This is a genomic window from Wolbachia endosymbiont (group A) of Trypoxylon clavicerum, assembly GCF_947251665.1.
In the GTDB taxonomy this organism is placed as follows: Bacteria; Pseudomonadota; Alphaproteobacteria; order Rickettsiales; family Anaplasmataceae; genus Wolbachia; species Wolbachia pipientis.
In genome coordinates, this window is record NZ_OX366374.1 from 359882 (window position 1) to 375250 (window position 15369).

General features: G+C 33.7%; 16 protein-coding genes. 3 read left to right on the forward strand and 13 right to left on the reverse strand.

Features of this window, described 5'->3' with window-relative positions:
* Nucleotides 1-163: 163 nt before the first annotated feature.
* From OPR60_RS01845 to OPR60_RS01875, 7 genes are all read right to left on the reverse strand, one after another.
* Entirely contained in the window at nt 164-1414 is a 1251-nt protein-coding gene (locus OPR60_RS01845; RefSeq protein ID WP_065094622.1) for a citrate synthase, read from the reverse strand.
* Between the two features lie 80 nt (nt 1415-1494).
* Nucleotides 1495-1764: a 30S ribosomal protein S20 gene (gene rpsT / locus OPR60_RS01850; protein WP_012673338.1), complete on the reverse strand. Its 270-nt coding sequence runs from the start codon at nt 1762-1764 to the stop codon at nt 1495-1497.
* 51 nt (nt 1765-1815) lie between these two features.
* Entirely contained in the window at nt 1816-2541 is a 726-nt protein-coding gene (locus OPR60_RS01855; RefSeq protein ID WP_065094623.1) for a lysophospholipid acyltransferase family protein, read from the reverse strand.
* A gap of 55 nt (nt 2542-2596) precedes the next feature.
* A complete protein-coding gene (locus tag OPR60_RS01860; RefSeq protein WP_265039851.1) occupies nt 2597-3583 on the reverse strand; it encodes a tyrosine recombinase in 987 nt (328 codons plus the stop codon).
* A gap of 365 nt (nt 3584-3948) precedes the next feature.
* The gene (locus OPR60_RS01865) at nt 3949-4584 is read right to left on the reverse strand and encodes a DnaA ATPase domain-containing protein (protein WP_065094625.1); all 636 of its coding nucleotides are present in this window, start codon (nt 4582-4584) and stop codon (nt 3949-3951) included.
* 129 nt (nt 4585-4713) lie between these two features.
* Nucleotides 4714-5787 carry an AI-2E family transporter gene (locus tag OPR60_RS01870; RefSeq protein WP_065094626.1) on the reverse strand — a complete coding sequence of 358 codons (1074 nt, stop codon included), beginning with the start codon at nt 5785-5787 and terminating at the stop codon, nt 4714-4716.
* A 49-nt stretch (nt 5788-5836) separates the two neighbouring features.
* A complete protein-coding gene (locus tag OPR60_RS01875; protein ID WP_265039855.1) occupies nt 5837-6733 on the reverse strand; it encodes a PGAP1-like alpha/beta domain-containing protein in 897 nt (298 codons plus the stop codon).
* Nucleotides 6734-6819: 86 nt separating this feature from the next.
* Here OPR60_RS01875 and ispF point away from each other — a divergent pair, with 86 nt between their 5' ends.
* Nucleotides 6820-8139, forward strand: coding sequence for a 2-C-methyl-D-erythritol 2,4-cyclodiphosphate synthase (gene ispF, locus OPR60_RS01880; RefSeq protein WP_265039857.1), 1320 nt, complete (start codon nt 6820-6822; stop codon nt 8137-8139).
* A gap of 374 nt (nt 8140-8513) precedes the next feature.
* On the opposite strand, the gene OPR60_RS01885 is transcribed toward ispF, so the two are convergent.
* The 3 genes from OPR60_RS01885 to OPR60_RS01890 form a co-directional block, all read right to left on the reverse strand.
* Nucleotides 8514-9086, reverse strand: coding sequence for an IS5 family transposase (locus tag OPR60_RS01885; RefSeq protein WP_406829825.1), 573 nt, complete (start codon nt 9084-9086; stop codon nt 8514-8516).
* The gene (locus OPR60_RS06755) at nt 9005-9265 is read right to left on the reverse strand and encodes a hypothetical protein (RefSeq protein WP_406829629.1); all 261 of its coding nucleotides are present in this window, start codon (nt 9263-9265) and stop codon (nt 9005-9007) included. Before OPR60_RS06755 ends, OPR60_RS01885 begins: the two co-directional genes overlap by 82 nt.
* A gap of 486 nt (nt 9266-9751) precedes the next feature.
* A complete protein-coding gene (locus OPR60_RS01890) occupies nt 9752-10825 on the reverse strand; it encodes a 5-(carboxyamino)imidazole ribonucleotide synthase (RefSeq protein WP_065094629.1) in 1074 nt (357 codons plus the stop codon).
* Between the two features lie 99 nt (nt 10826-10924).
* Here OPR60_RS01890 and apaG point away from each other — a divergent pair, with 99 nt between their 5' ends.
* The gene (gene apaG, locus OPR60_RS01895; RefSeq protein ID WP_174525404.1) at nt 10925-11326 is read left to right on the forward strand and encodes a Co2+/Mg2+ efflux protein ApaG; all 402 of its coding nucleotides are present in this window, start codon (nt 10925-10927) and stop codon (nt 11324-11326) included.
* Nucleotides 11327-11339: 13 nt separating this feature from the next.
* On the opposite strand, the gene OPR60_RS01900 is transcribed toward apaG, so the two are convergent.
* Nucleotides 11340-12938: an ABC transporter permease gene (locus OPR60_RS01900; protein ID WP_065095330.1), complete on the reverse strand. Its 1599-nt coding sequence runs from the start codon at nt 12936-12938 to the stop codon at nt 11340-11342.
* Between the two features lie 510 nt (nt 12939-13448).
* Between OPR60_RS01900 and trhO the strand changes: the two genes are divergently transcribed.
* Nucleotides 13449-14276, forward strand: a complete 828-nt coding sequence (gene trhO / locus OPR60_RS01905) for an oxygen-dependent tRNA uridine(34) hydroxylase TrhO (protein WP_265039861.1) — start codon at nt 13449-13451, stop codon at nt 14274-14276.
* 12 nt (nt 14277-14288) lie between these two features.
* On the opposite strand, the gene OPR60_RS01910 is transcribed toward trhO, so the two are convergent.
* Nucleotides 14289-14447 carry a hypothetical protein gene (locus OPR60_RS01910; RefSeq protein WP_265039863.1) on the reverse strand — a complete coding sequence of 53 codons (159 nt, stop codon included), beginning with the start codon at nt 14445-14447 and terminating at the stop codon, nt 14289-14291.
* Nucleotides 14435-15187 (reverse strand): IS5 family transposase, encoded by a 753-nt coding sequence (locus OPR60_RS01915; RefSeq protein ID WP_265039632.1) that lies wholly within the window; start codon nt 15185-15187, stop codon nt 14435-14437. The genes OPR60_RS01910 and OPR60_RS01915 overlap by 13 nt, the downstream gene beginning before the upstream one ends.
* Between the last annotated feature and the right edge of the window lie 182 nt (nt 15188-15369).

Here is a 15369-nt window from a genome sequence, read left to right on the forward strand (position 1 = left end):
GCTGAACGGATACGGAATGACACCATCCTTTTTTTTGGATTCCAGACTGGAATGACACCTCTGGACACTTCCGTCGTAAAGGAACCAGTGTCAGCTACTCGGATGACACCTTTTTTCTACTTAGTTTGGGTTATGCAAGAAGTCTAATGAAGTGAAAATAAATTTATTTACCAAAATAGAGTTGCCTTGGTCTACAGATCTTAGTTTCTTTATCATTTATCATTTCATACCACTGAGTAACCCAACCAGTGGTTCTTGCAAGTGCAAAAATAGGCGTGAACATATTTGAGGGAATATCGATAGCATTCATTATTATACCTGAGTAAAAATCAACATTTGGATATAACTTACGCACAATAAAATATTCATCCTTTAAAGCTATTTCTTCAAGTTTTTTTGCAATTTTGAGCAATTCATTATTTTGTTCTAGTTTACTTAGAACCTCATGGCAAGCGTCTTTCAATATGCGCGCGCGCGGATCATAATTTTTATAAACACGATGTCCAAATCCCATCAATTTAAATGGATCCTTATCATCTTTAGCTTTTTCGATGAATTTATCTATATCTCCACTTTGCTCTATCTCTTTTAGCATATTTATAACTGCCTCATTAGCTCCACCATGTGCTGGTCCCCAAAGTGTAGCAACTCCTGCAGAGAGGCTTGCAAACAGATTAGAACCAGCCGATCCCACCAATCTGACAGCCGCCGTAGAAGCATTCTGTTCATGATCAGCATGGAGAGTAAATATTTTATCCAGAGCTTTTGCAAAAAGGGCGCTTTTATCATTATCAACAGCATCGCCAAATATCATCTTTAAGAAATTTTCACTGTAACTTAATTCATTGTTAGCATTTATGAATTCCTGATTGTTGATATGCCTATAAATCATTGCAACAATTGCAGGAACTTGTGCTATTGCAGAAATTCCAAAATCTAGATCTTCACCATTGATATTGTTGCCATGCTTTTCATGGTAAGATGCTGACAAACTTGCAAAACATGCAATTAAAATCGACATAGGGTGAGCAGTCTTTGGAAATGCTTTGATTACATTTGTAACTTGCTCTGATACTTTGGATAATTTTTGTATTTTGAGAAGAAATTTTTTGTGTTGCTCTGAACTGGGTAATTCACCATAGAGCAATAAATAAATCACAGCAGTAAAACTATTATTCTCTGCCAAATCAGCTATATCATGTCCCCTATATTTAAGAACTCCTTCATCTCCATCAATGAATGTAATTGTGGAAGAGCATGAAGCTGTAGAAACAAACCCCGGATCATAAGTGAATAATCCTGTCGTCTTATATAAATCCTTGATATTTAACACGTCAGGACCTATTGTTCCACTTAATACAGGTAGCTCGATTTTTAATCCATTACTTAGTTCTAACAGCACTTTTTTATCCATCACTTAAGCTACTTAAATTTTATACAGAATATACAAACTGAAGAGTATATATTAATACAGTTAACTTTACATTAACCGTATTAAGCGGTCATCAATGCTTTTACTTTTGCATTTAAGCGACTTATTTTACGCGCAGCAGTATTCCTATGAATAACACCTTTATTCACACACTTGTGTAAATTAGATTCAGCATTCCGAAATGCCAGAACAACATTTTCTTTGTCGCCAGACTTGATTATATCAACCAATTTTCTAATAGAGGTGCGAGTTTTACTTTTCCGCATCTTATTTATTAAAGTGCGCTTTGCTATTACCTTTATCATTTTTTTAGCACTCTTATGATTTGCCATATATTAATACCTAAAATACTGTACTTTTCTTTTAATTATAAAGTTTTTTTGTTAATTTGCAATATCAGTTTTTCCTATGGTTAATCTACTGCTTCTCTCTTCAATAATTTTTTCTAAACTTTGCAAGAATTCATTTTTGTTTAACCCAGGATATATTGGGGGCAATATTTCTATTACTGCCTTTCCGGGATTCTTTCTCAGAGAAAGTATGCTTTTTGGCCAAAACAAACCAGTGTTTAAAGCAACCGGTAACACAGGAACAGATAATACGCTATATAAAGCAGCAATACCTGGTTGATATTTTATATTTTGGTTTATAGTTGTTCTTGTACCTTCAGGAAATATTATTATGCTTCTATTTTCTTTTATACGCATTTTTGCTAGTTTGATTATATGGCGTATAGAACTGATACCATCTGAACGGTTAATAAAAATCATTTTCAGCGCTATAAGATGCAAACCAATGAATGGAATCCATTTCAATTCACGTTTTAAAATAAAAACCGCTTTTCTAAATAGTAGTATAAAAATAAATGTTTCAAATGGAGATTGGTGTTTAGATGCAATGATAAAAGGTTGCTTAGGGATGTTTTCCGTTCCCCTCACTTCATATTTAATGCCACATAATAAACGCAGCATGAATAATACAACTCTCACCGAACAGACGAGGAAAATGGTTATTACACACTCAGAAAAGAAAATTACAGGGAGAGTAATGAAAGTATAGAATACCTCCCATAATATAAGAAAGAAATTAAACAATAAACTTGAAATCACAAACTCACATAAATTTATTTAAATTTAACTTTATTACAAATTAAAAACAATAAATTTAATTATTGATCATCTGAGTAATAGGATGCGAATCAGCTAATTTGTCCTTTAACTTTTCGTTAGCAATATGAGTATATATTTGTGTTGTAGAAAGGTTAGTATGGCCAAGAACTTTCTGTATCAACACAATATTTGCTCCGCTATTTAGTAGATGGGTAGCAAAAGAATGCCTAATCACGTGTGGAGAGATTTTATTTTCATCAATATTGCATTTTCTTGCTAACTCCTTCATTAATTGACCGACCCTCTGCCTTGTAATTGGTTTATTAGGTTTATCACCTGGGAATAGCCAATCAGACTCCTTTCTGTTAGAGAGCAGATTGTCACGAACTGATAAATAATTTCTAAGGCTCTGCAATGCTTGTTCATTAAAAAGAACTTGCCTCTCTCTACCACTTTTTCCTTTTATTATTATATAGCATTCTTTGTTATTACTGTTTATTAAATGCGACACTTCACATAATTTCATACTAATTAGTTCAGAAACACGCATTCCAGAAGAGTAAAGGATATCTAAAATCGCACATAGCCTTTTACTGCTTATCTCTTTATTCGATTCGCTTGCTGATTTTCTCACTGCGTCCATTAGCAAAAATATTTCTTCGACACTTAAATACTTAGGCAAAGGACGAGAAACTTTTGGATTCTTTAATTCAGCATCATTAGCCGGTGCTGGATTAAAATCTATTATTCCGTCATTAAATAGACACTTGTAAAAATTTTTCATAGCGGATATTTTTCTTGATATAGAGCTACTTTTATATTTTTCTTGTGTACATAAAGATTTCACATAATCTTTAATATTGGTTTTGTTTACACCAACCAAGGTAGTGCCGCTTTCCAATAAAAATTCTTCAAACTGGTGTAAATCCGAACGATAACTTTCCAGAGTATTTTGTGTAGCGGACCTCTCTGAAGCTAAAGCATCTATGTAATATGTTATGTAAAGATTTTCTTTTTTATTTTGCGACTGTTTATTTTTCATTATCAGCTCCTATATTCATTTCTTTGGCTATAATTTGATTAGAAGTGTTCCCTGTGTTTCTTATGAGAAAATATGAGACAAATAAAGCATTTATCAATAGAGTGAACATCACAAACTTTTGCTTTAACCTTTTTCTTAAATTTAATCTTACTCTTATCATAGTTAAATTATAACGTTAAATCTATAAAAAACACCTCATAAAGTGAGCTCTACTATAAATATAGAATACTTCTTAGCTGTATCTATCTATATTTATTATAACATAACATTGATTATGATTCTAACATGGACAGATAGAGATTTCAATTACGTTAGTGTTATGGGTGTTAATAAATTTTTAATATACACCTTTACAAAAGAAGAAATCAAATGGCATCTTTTTTTAATAAAGTGCTAATAAAAGGAACGGTCACATTCGACCCTATAGATTCATTATCTATCTTCTCTATAATTTTATCAATGCTATAGAAAGAACGTTCTATTCTTGCTAAAATATAATTAATCACTTTTAAATCAATTTTTAACTGTTTATCTGAAAATCGTTTTATTAGCATAATTCTTAATAATTCCTCGCTTGCAGGCAAAATTTTTACGCTGATAGTTGATAATATTCGAGAACTTAAATCTCTTAATTTGAAGTTAAGCTTTTTTGGTGAAATTGAAGAAGTGATTAGCAGCCTCTTGTCACTTTCTTTCATGTAATTGTAACAATGTAATAACATTGCTTCATCTTTAATGTTTTGTACGTCTTCTAAAATAAAAGCATCGCTATACCTAATCTCGCTTACGAAGTTATTCACATTGATAAAAATTGCATCGTTTATTGATTGCCAAATATGAGCAAGATGAGTTTTACCGGAGCTTTTAGGTCCAAAAAGAATCAGACATTTCCAAGATAAATCATTAACTACCGAATTATACACGTGCTTATTTTCATCTAAGACGATGTAATTTTGCCGACTATAATCATCTTGATTGTTGTTAAATAAATTTAATTGCACGTTGAACCTCTTACGTAACCTCTTTCTGGTAGTAATTTTTGCGCAGAAATTTACTTACGCTCCTCAAATATCTCAGGTATTCTGGGCTCATTTCTCCTCTTACCATAAATTGATTATGCAAAAGGTCTGTTAGCCGTTTTTATAAAGCTCACTTTTAAAATATTTATTGATTGCATATTCTACTGATACATTGAACATTGCTATTATTGGAATAAAAAGTAATATACCTGTAAATCCAAAATATGAAGCGCATATAGTAATTCCCAGAATAATCACAGTTGGATGTATATGAACTTTTTTTCCTATTAACAAAGGAACTAATATGTTTGAATCTATTAATTGTCCAACACCAAATAATAGCAAAACAGCAGCACTTTCAAACCATCCACTAAATTGAGTGATAGCGCTCAAGAACCCAATAATGGTATATAATAGTGGCCCTACGTAAGGTATGAATGTTAATATTCCTGATAAAATTCCAATAACAATAGAGTGTTTCAATCCGATTATGCTCAGGCTCACAGAGTAAAAGACCATCATGACAATACATACATTTACCTGCCCCTTTAGATAATTAGATATAATGAAATCCACTTTGGAAAAATAATTTGCAACTTTTTCTCTATAAGGAATAGGAATTAATTTATTAGCTTTTTCTATAATTAAAGGCCAATCACGTAATATATAGAAAAACACTACAGGAGTAATCACCATTAATGATACTGTGTGAATCAAGCTAAAGCTTGAACTTAACACTTGGATTATAAAGTTACTAGCAATATCAAGAGCATTCATGAAATAAGATACATAGTTGCTGTAATTTTCTGCTAGATTTTTAGATAAGTGATCAAATAAGCTATCCTCGATTTTTATATTAAGAAATTCTAATACAGAGGGGATTACTTTAAGCTTTAATGAAGGCACTTTACTCACTAAGAAATTTAATATTGAAGTAATTTGAACATATATAATAGGTAAAACAAATGTTATAACTAGTATAAAAGCTATTAATAAAACAAGTATTATAAAAATTACAGAACATGAACGCGGTATTCTATACTTTTCAAATTTGACTACTAGCGGATTAAACAAATATGCAATAACAATAGATATTAAACATGGAAAAATCATAGGACGCATCAGGAATAACATCCCTATTATAAAAAGCAGTGTAAAACAAATAGTTATATGACGTTTTTGCATGCTTTTAGCATAGTCAATTTACTGAAAAATATACAGTTTATTGTAAATACTATCTATTCATTGTTTTATCAATTTTATTAAGTATTAGATCAGTCAAATTTTTACCCAATTCTTGACTGAATAAAACTTCGTTATGTGGATCATCTTCACACCTTTTCGAATTAACAGTCTTGATCAATTTTCCACGTAGCAATACATCATTTTCTATTGCGTGCACCAATTGTGCAGGTTGTGGTATTAAGTGATCTCCTTTGCTATTAATAACTATTACTGGCATATTCAATTTTCCCTCATCTTGCAACTTTCGTATATCGTTCACTAAATCAAAATCTAGATCTAAAGCCTTTAGCAATTTTTTAAAAATGGATGGGGGCAACATACTTAAAATTTTTGCTTGAGGGATCGGAAAATGCTCTATTGCTGTATGAAAAGAGCTGAAAGTGCTAGTAAAAATAACACCTCCAAGTTTAACGTTTTTGTCTGCAAAGTGCTTCAAAACTGCCGATGTAACTGCTCCTCCAAAGGAATGGCCAAAAAGTATAATGTTTTCAGGCCTCACATCCTTGTCCATTAATTCATTGATTTTTTCTATCGAGGGCTTAAGCAAACTTTGATCTCTATTTATAAAGGGAATAACAATAAGCATTACGGATAAAAAAATGCAAATTAAAGCAGCTAAGCTTGCTAAACCAACTACTCCAGCTGTTATGGGGCTTATAAGTAGTAATATTGCAATGGGCACTGGTACAGATGCCACGAGGAACAAAAAGCTAACTGCAGCATAAGTTATGTAGTTCTGAAATGCGCTTGGATATTTATGTGCATGGCTATTATTCAATACTTTTAAATCTTGTACATAATTGTAAGCACTTTTATAGTTATCCCCTATTCCATGAAAGAATATAAGGTGTATCTCATTTTCTTTATTACACTTAGTAATGTGCATTCTAGCATCGTATTATATCTTCATTAAGATAATACACTCTTTTTTTAAAACTGTAAATAACCTGTTACTATACACTTACGCTGAAAATGATAAATATGCACACTAACAGACTTAAGAAATACAAAATAGCAGCATTAATAGTTGCAGCGGGAGTAGGCAGTAGATGCAATTCTACGCTTCCTAAGCAATATATAAAACTGGCAGGTAAATCTGTTTTATTTCATACAATTAGAAAATTTTTAGCTAACCAATATATAGATTATATAAGAATAGCAATTAATAGAGACCATGAAAGTTTTTATAGGGAAGCGATGAAGCTCTTGTACAACCATTACTTAAGTGAAAAATCAGCGGTACACTCCTTCCAGCGCGTGACGCTGGAATCTAGAAAAAAAGAAACAAGTAGTCAAGCTACTTGGATGACAGGAGGTGTAGACACTAAATTACTAAGTCCAATATACGGAGGAGAAAGCAGGCAAAATTCAGTTAAACTAGGGCTTGAAAGCTTACAAAAAGTTAACCCAGATTTTGTAATTATACACGATGCTTGTAGACCTTTTGTGTCAAATGTTCTGATAGATAACTTGGTTGAATCTATGATTAATGATCAATATATAGGAGTAGTTCCAGCAATAGATGTTGAAGATACTATGTCATTGGTGAGTAATAATTTTGTTGAATCTACGATTTCAAGAGGAAAACTCAGAGCCATACAAACTCCTCAAATTTTTAACTTTAAAGAACTATTATCATGTCACCAATCAACCAAAGAATTTACTGATGATTCATCACTAATGATAGAGCATAAAAAACATGTTGCGATTATTAAAGGTGAAAAAAGCAATTTTAAGTTAACCACAAAAGAGGATATCAATATGGCAAAACTCCTTTTTGAAGAGCCAAAATTTCGTGTCGGCACTGGTTATGACATACACAGATTTATAAAAATTCAAGATAGCACTAAGTGCCTTATAAAGATTTGCAGTGTAGAAATTGAGCACAACATGGTAATAGGAGCACATTCAGATGGTGATGTTGCAATACACGCAATCGTTGATGCAATACTCGGAGCACTAGGATGTGGCGACATAGGAGAGCATTTTCCTCCTAGTTCCTCTGAATGGAAAGATTGCAATTCATCTCACTTCCTTGACTTTGCTGCTAAAAAAGCAAAAGAAAAAGGGTACAGCGTATCTAATTTAGATATTACTATAGTTTGTGAGGAGCCTAAAATATCGCCTTACAAGGTAGAAATGAAAAAATTCATATCAAAAGCATTAGAAATTGATGATGAATTTGTAAATATCAAAGCAACCACTGCAGAAAAATTAGGTTCTCTTGGAAGAAATGAAGGAATAGCCGTACATGCTTCTGTGTTATTGCATACAAACTTTTATTGGGAATAGAAACGAAAAAACTTACTTGACACCCTTCGCCAGTCCCCTTATCATGAAACTGAAGCTATTTATTTATCTTCGCAATCTGTGCAGGTTAATGACAAAAAACTTAGGGTATTTGGTGTCTCATGTTTAATTTTTCGCACTACGTGCATCGCATGTCTTTAAAAATTTTTAGGTTTTTACCTATATAAGCCGAAACGCGCTTACAAAGCGTTTAAGACAGCAAAAAACGTCAAATTGACAAGGGAGAATTTGAATGCTAGCTACTACGGGGTTTCTTTGCCTTTTTTCCTGCTTAGTAAATTTCTTAATATTTATGGCTAAACGACAATCGTCATCCAGCTACTTGTTAGCGGGATCTAGGCTCTGTGGACAAAATTTTAGAGAAGCCATACAAGAGCTCCAACAAAATTGAGAAAACCAATAAAAACCTCAGCAGTTTTATCAAATCTGGAAAAAATGCGCCTAAAATTTTTAATTTTACCAAAAAAACACTCAATCAAATGACGTTCTTTGTAGATATGCTCATCGTAATACCTTTGCACTTTTCGATTCCGTTTTGGCGGAATAACTACTGTACATCCCTTGTCTTCAAGACTTGTAACAAAGGCATTGCTATCGTAGCCCTTGTCAGCTACTACAGTAGAGTTATAGATACTTTCGGTCAACACTTGTGCCTGCGTAATTTCATTTCTTTGACCAGGAGTCAGAGTAAATTTAAGTGGATTTCCAAGTGCATCGACAAGCGCATGTATTTTAGTTGTAAAGCCACCTTTGCTCCTCCCTAAAGCTTCTTGATCCTTGGAGTTTTTTGTATATCCAGATGAACATGGATGGGCTCGGATGATCGTACCGTCGATTATAGCAACTTCTAAATCAGGCTCTTGTTTAGTATATTCAAGCAATTTTTTCCAGACATCTCTTTCACACCATCTTTTAAATCGCTTATGTATACTCCTGTAATTACCATAAGTTTTTGATAAAGTCTCCATTGGCAACCACTTCGCACTATGTACCACACTGCCTCTATGAATATTCTTAAACGTTTTTCATCTTTGCTGTGCATTCCTTTTACGCTTTTTATGAACTCTAAAATTTGTTTCCAATTTTCCTCTTTGAAGTAATATTGCATATGGTAGTTTCTCCATTTTTTACCTATTAGGCTAAACTACCATCTTTTTCTCTCTTTTCATATTTTTTGTCCACAGAGCCTAGAGATACCGCGGCGGCATGACGTAGGACTGCTGTCATTCAAGTAGCTGACGCTGGAATCCAGCCTTGCTGTAATCTCATCAAGAACGTTGTGTTTTAACATAAGATCAGCCACTTTTATGCTTACCAACTTAATAAAATTCCTGGATCCAAGTAGTCAGGCTACTCGGATGACATTATAGGGGCACTGCTATTATAGAGTGAACCAGTGTCAGCTACTTGGATGACACCATTCTTTTTTCTGGATCCCAGTGTCTGAGCACTGGGATGACAGGAGGCTACTTGCATGACATCATCCTTTTTTCTGAATTCCAGTATCAGCTACTTTCATGACATCGTTTACTATGTAACATCTCATCATATCACAATGTTCGTACAGTTGTGGCGGTATAACGTAGAAAAACTGTTAACTTAAATCTATATTGACATGTCCCATTTTACGCTTATCCCTAACCTCTTTTTTCCCATATATGGTTAAACTAGCTTTTTCGTTGCTCAAATACTTATGAGAATCATATATATCATTACCTATTATATTTTTCGTCATACAAGGAAAGCGTAATACTACTTCCTGCATAGGTAGCCCGCATATTATCCTAACCAGCTGTTCAAATTGACTAACGTTACATGCATCCAAGCTCCAGTGGCAAGAATTGTGAGGTCTTGGAGCTAGTTCATTAACTAACAATTCGTTATCCTTAGTAACAAAAAATTCAATAGCCAGAATTCCTATTACATCGAGCGCATTTGCTATTTTCTTTGCAGCTCGTTGTACCTCTTGAGTTAATTTGCTATCTATTTTAGCTGGCACTGTTGAAGTATCAAGTATTCCATCAACGTGGTAATTTTCTGCTATAGGAAAAAAAGCTACTTTACCGTTTTTATCTCTTGCAACGACTATTGAAACCTCTTTCAGTAAATCAACACTTGCTTCAAGAATGTACTCTGTATTCCAATCAAAGGAAGCAAATTGCTTCACTTCAGAATCATTCTTAAGCACATATTGCCCTTTTCCATCATAACCCATTTCTGTTGTTTTCAGTCTTGTTGGATAGCCAAAAGCTCTGCTGCTTTTCAGTAGCTCATTATAATTTTGTATACTTTTGTATTCAGCAGTTTTTATACTCAAGCTTCTAATGAAATCTTTCTCTCTAAGCCTATTTTGCGCAATGTGTAATGCTTTTTTACCTGGATAAAAATCTGCGTGCTGTGATACGATATCAATTGCGCTACATGGAATATTTTCAGACTCAATAGTGACCAAATCCACACTCTGTGCAAAAGATTCAAGCGCTTTCTTATCAGAGAAATCTGCTATTGTGAAATCATCAGCAACAGAGCAAGCCGGATCGTCCTTAGCACTGGCAAAAACATGTGTTTTTTGTCCAAGTTTTGTTGCAGCGATAGCAGCCATTTTACCTAATTGTCCACCACCTATTATTCCTATTACTTTTTTGCTCAGCGCATCTGGTTCATTCATACTATAAATTGATATTTCCTAATTAGAGTATACTTGAAAAATCTATGAAAAAAGTATATAATTAGAATGTTATCTTTTTATCATGAATATTCTATAATGATTCTAGAATACACACTAACTACCAACTTTGTTGAAGTTACAGTTTTACCAATTTATATTGAAGAGCAATCCATTCCTTATGAAAATTGCTATGTATGGATGTATAACGTTAAGATAAAAAACAAAAGCCAATCAACTATTCAATTATTAAGTCGTCATTGGCAAATAATAGATTATAAGGGAAAAATAAATGAAATTGCCGGAGTTGGTGTTATCGGAGAACAACCTGTGATAAAATCTGGAGAGGTATTTAAATACACAAGTGGAACATACTTAAATGCACCGTCAGGAATAATGCAGGGTAAGTATGAATTTCTAAATGAAGAAAGCATAAAAATTTTTGAGGTTATGATACCACCCTTTTCTTTGGATAGTCCATACGTCAAAACTAGACCCCATTAACTATCAAAATAGTTTATTTTTTATCCTTATCATCAAGTGTAAATAAGGTTATTGTAGAGATTAAGCCTATTATAACTATCATTAACGAAAATGGGGCAGCTTCTCTATAGCGCTCATCGCTTACAAGTTCATATATTCTAGTTGATATAGTTTCAAAATTAAATGGTCTTATAATGAGTGTTGCTGTGAGCTCTTTGATAGTATCCATAAATACGAGCAAAAATCCCGATAATATACTCTTCTTGATGAGAGGGATATGAACATTCAAACATGTGGAAATAGGCCCATGACCCATGGTATATGCAGTCCACTCAATTTCATTTGGTGTTTTTTTGAGCCCTGACTCTACCGCCTTGAAAGATATAGCAAAAAAACGAAATAAATATGAGTAAATTAAAGCGCCAATAGTTCCTACCAAGCTAATTTCCACAATATATTGAGTAATGAAAGAGGATATTCTGCTTAAAAATATTATTATGCTAATTGCGATAATTGCATTTGGAATTGCGTAGCCTAAAGAAATGAGACGTGCTACATTATTGATTACCTTATTTTTACGCGCCGTATATCCAATCATTATTGCAATGCTAATTGAGATTAATGCGGTGATAAATGATAAACTAACGCTATTTGCTATTATGTTATAGAATCTTGCTTCGTATATGAAAAACCCCTTCTCTATGCTCCAATATATGAGCGGAATCATTGGCAAAATAAAACCTATTAATATCGGCAATACACACATAAGATAAGCAAAGATCAACGGTATAGCGCCACTTATACTCCGTTTGTTGTGATAATCTGAATTGGTATTGATTGAAGAGTAGGATATTCCTTTTTTTTGTAGTTTTTTTTCGATAGCTATTAGTGTTGCAACGAAAATCAACTCTGCAACTGCTAAAACAGTAGTTGAATATTTGTCATGCAGTAAAAACCAGGTGCGATATATTCCTGTCGTAAAAGTATCGATAGCAAGAAACTGTGGTGTGCCGAAATCTGTAATTACCTCCATTAGTACCAAGGATAACCCTGCTATAATTGATGGGCGTATGGAGGGTATGATGACAGAAAACAGGCTCTTCAATGAGGAGAATCCAAGTGTTGATGCAATAGTGACTGAGTTACTAACATTCTTTAGACTTGAGCGGACTAACATATAAACGTATGGATATAAACTAAATCCCATTACTAATATTCCACCACCTAGAGATTTTATTTCAGGAAACCAATAGTCACCTTTGCTCCAATCTAAAATGTCTCTTAATGAGCTCTGCACCGGACCTGAAAACTCTAGTGTATTTACATAGACGAACGCTACTATATATCCGGGAATCGATATCGGAAAGAACAAAGCAATCTCAAAAATTTTACTTCCAGGAAATGAAAAAAATGTGGTGAGCCACGCTGGAATTACTCCAAATATGAAAGATATTCCCCCCACTCCTATCATCAAAATTAACGTACTCAGTATATATTCAGGGAAAAGTGTACTAATTACCCATCCAGAACTTGCTGATTCTGTAAATAGAATTGATATTAATGATAATATTGGGCAGACGAATAATATACTTACTAGAAATAAGAATATATTTTTAAATACTCTTAAAAACATTAATTTGAATCTATATTTTATATTAAAATGTTATATGTAAAAACTGAAGATATCCAGTAATTATAGCTAACCCAAGAAAGGTTTCCCTACGTCATACCGCCCACAACTGTACGAACATTCGTTTGTGAAAGCAGTGTGTTAAATGTTATAGCAGGTTTTGCCTCAAACACAAAGGCAGTGCCCAGACTACTTGGATCCAGAAAAATTGATTGTAAACAAACGACTATACAACATTTTCAATAAAATTACAAAAAAGCTGGCTCCCAGTGTTAGCTACTTGGATGACAAAAAAAGGAGCACTGGGATGACATCCTCCCTTGTGGAAATTGCTCTCAAATCACAATGTTCGTACAGTTATGGATTCATTCGCGGTATCTCAGTATAGATTCCGCTAACGAGTAGCGGAATGACGGTTTTTCAAATTGTAGAGCCACTTTAGCTATAACAGCCGTACTATTGAATATCTTTATAATTTTGTATATCATGTTTTTAGTTGATAAGTGAATAATCATGAGCTTCGTCATTGCAACTTTCTATCACTTTGTAGAACTCTCTAATTATTATGACATGAAAGACGAAATAAAAGCTGCATGCAACAACGTTGAGTTAAAGGGTACTATACTCCTTGCAGAAGAGGGTATTAATGCAACCGTCTCTGGTGAAAGAAACGCGATTGATAAAATATTTGATTTTCTACGTTCTGATTATAGGCTAAGGGACCTTACATGGAAAGAGAGTGCAGCAGAACATCAACCATTTAGCAAGATGAAGGTAAAATTAAAAAGAGAGATTGTGAATCTTGGTGTAAGCAATCTTGATATTTCCCTTAAGGGTAAATATGTTGATCCAGAGCATTGGGATGATTTTACTTCTCAACCTGACGTTTTAGTAATAGATACACGAAATGAGTATGAAGTGAAATTAGGCAAGTTTAAAAATGCAATTAATCCACACACACAATGTTTCCGTGAGTTTCCTCAGTGGACAGAGTCATTTTCTGAGAGTAAAGACCTGAAAGTGGCTATGTACTGCACTGGTGGAATTAGATGCGAAAAATCTACAGCATATATGAAAAGCCTTGGATTTAGTGATGTTTACCATCTTAAAGGCGGCATTCTTTCTTACCTTGAAAAAACTTATAATAAAAATGGTAATTGGGAAGGTGAGTGTTTTGTTTTTGATGATAGAGTTGCTGTTGATAACTCACTTACTCCAAGCAACACAATAAAATGCATATTCTGCTCAAATCAAGTTTCAACTGATAAACTGAAATCAGTTCCACGTGCCCAGGTGGTTTGTTCTGATTGTAAACTTCAGTGTTATAGCTATAATAAATAAGATCTCTCTACGTCATACCGCCGCGGCGCTAACAAACAGCGAGATGACGAGGTCTTGAGATAGTCTTATGTTAGCTATAGAATTGGAAAGTTGCACTTCAAAAAGTAGAATGGCAAAAGCCATTCTACAACATTTTTCTAGGCTCTGTGGACAAAATTTTAGAGAAGCCATACAAGAGCTCCAACAAAATTGAGAAAACCAATAAAAACCTCAGCAGTTTTATCAAATCTGGAAAAAATGCGCCTAAAATTTTTAATTTTACCAAAAAAACACTCAATCAAATGACGTTCTTTGTAGATATGCTCATCGTAATACCTTTGCACTTTTCGATTCCGTTTTGGCGGAATAACTACTGTACATCCCTTGTCTTCAAGACTTGTAACAAAGGCATTGCTATCGTAGCCCTTGTCAGCTACTACAGTAGAGTTATAGATACTTTCGGTCAACACTTGTGCCTGCGTAATTTCATTTCTTTGACCAGGAGTCAGAGTAAATTTAAGTGGATTTCCAAGTGCATCGACAAGCGCATGTATTTTAGTTGTAAAGCCACCTTTGCTCCTCCCTAAAGCTTCTTGATCCTTGGAGTTTTTTGTATATCCAGATGAACATGGATGGGCTCGGATGATCGTACCGTCGATTATAGCAACTTCTAAATCAGGCTCTTGTTTAGTATATTCAAGCAATTTTTTCCAGACATCTCTTTCACACCATCTTTTAAATCGCTTATGTATACTCCTGTAATTACCATAAGTTTTTGGTAAAAGTCTCCATTGGCAACCACTTCGCACTATGTACCACACTGCCTCTATGAATATTCTTAAACGTTTTTCATCTTTGCTGTGCATTCCTTTTACGCTTTTTATGAACTCTAAAATTTGTTTCCAATTTTCCTCTTTGATGTAATATTGCATATGGTAGTTTCTCCATTTTTTACCTATTAGGCTAAACTACCATCTTTTTCTCTCTTTTCATATTTTTTGTCCACAGAGCCTAGAGCACCAAGTAATGTTCTATATCACTGTCAGCAACTAATTTGCCGCACCGAGAGCTGATAGACCCTTTCATCTTTCTCTCTACCTCTTTTTCACTAAAT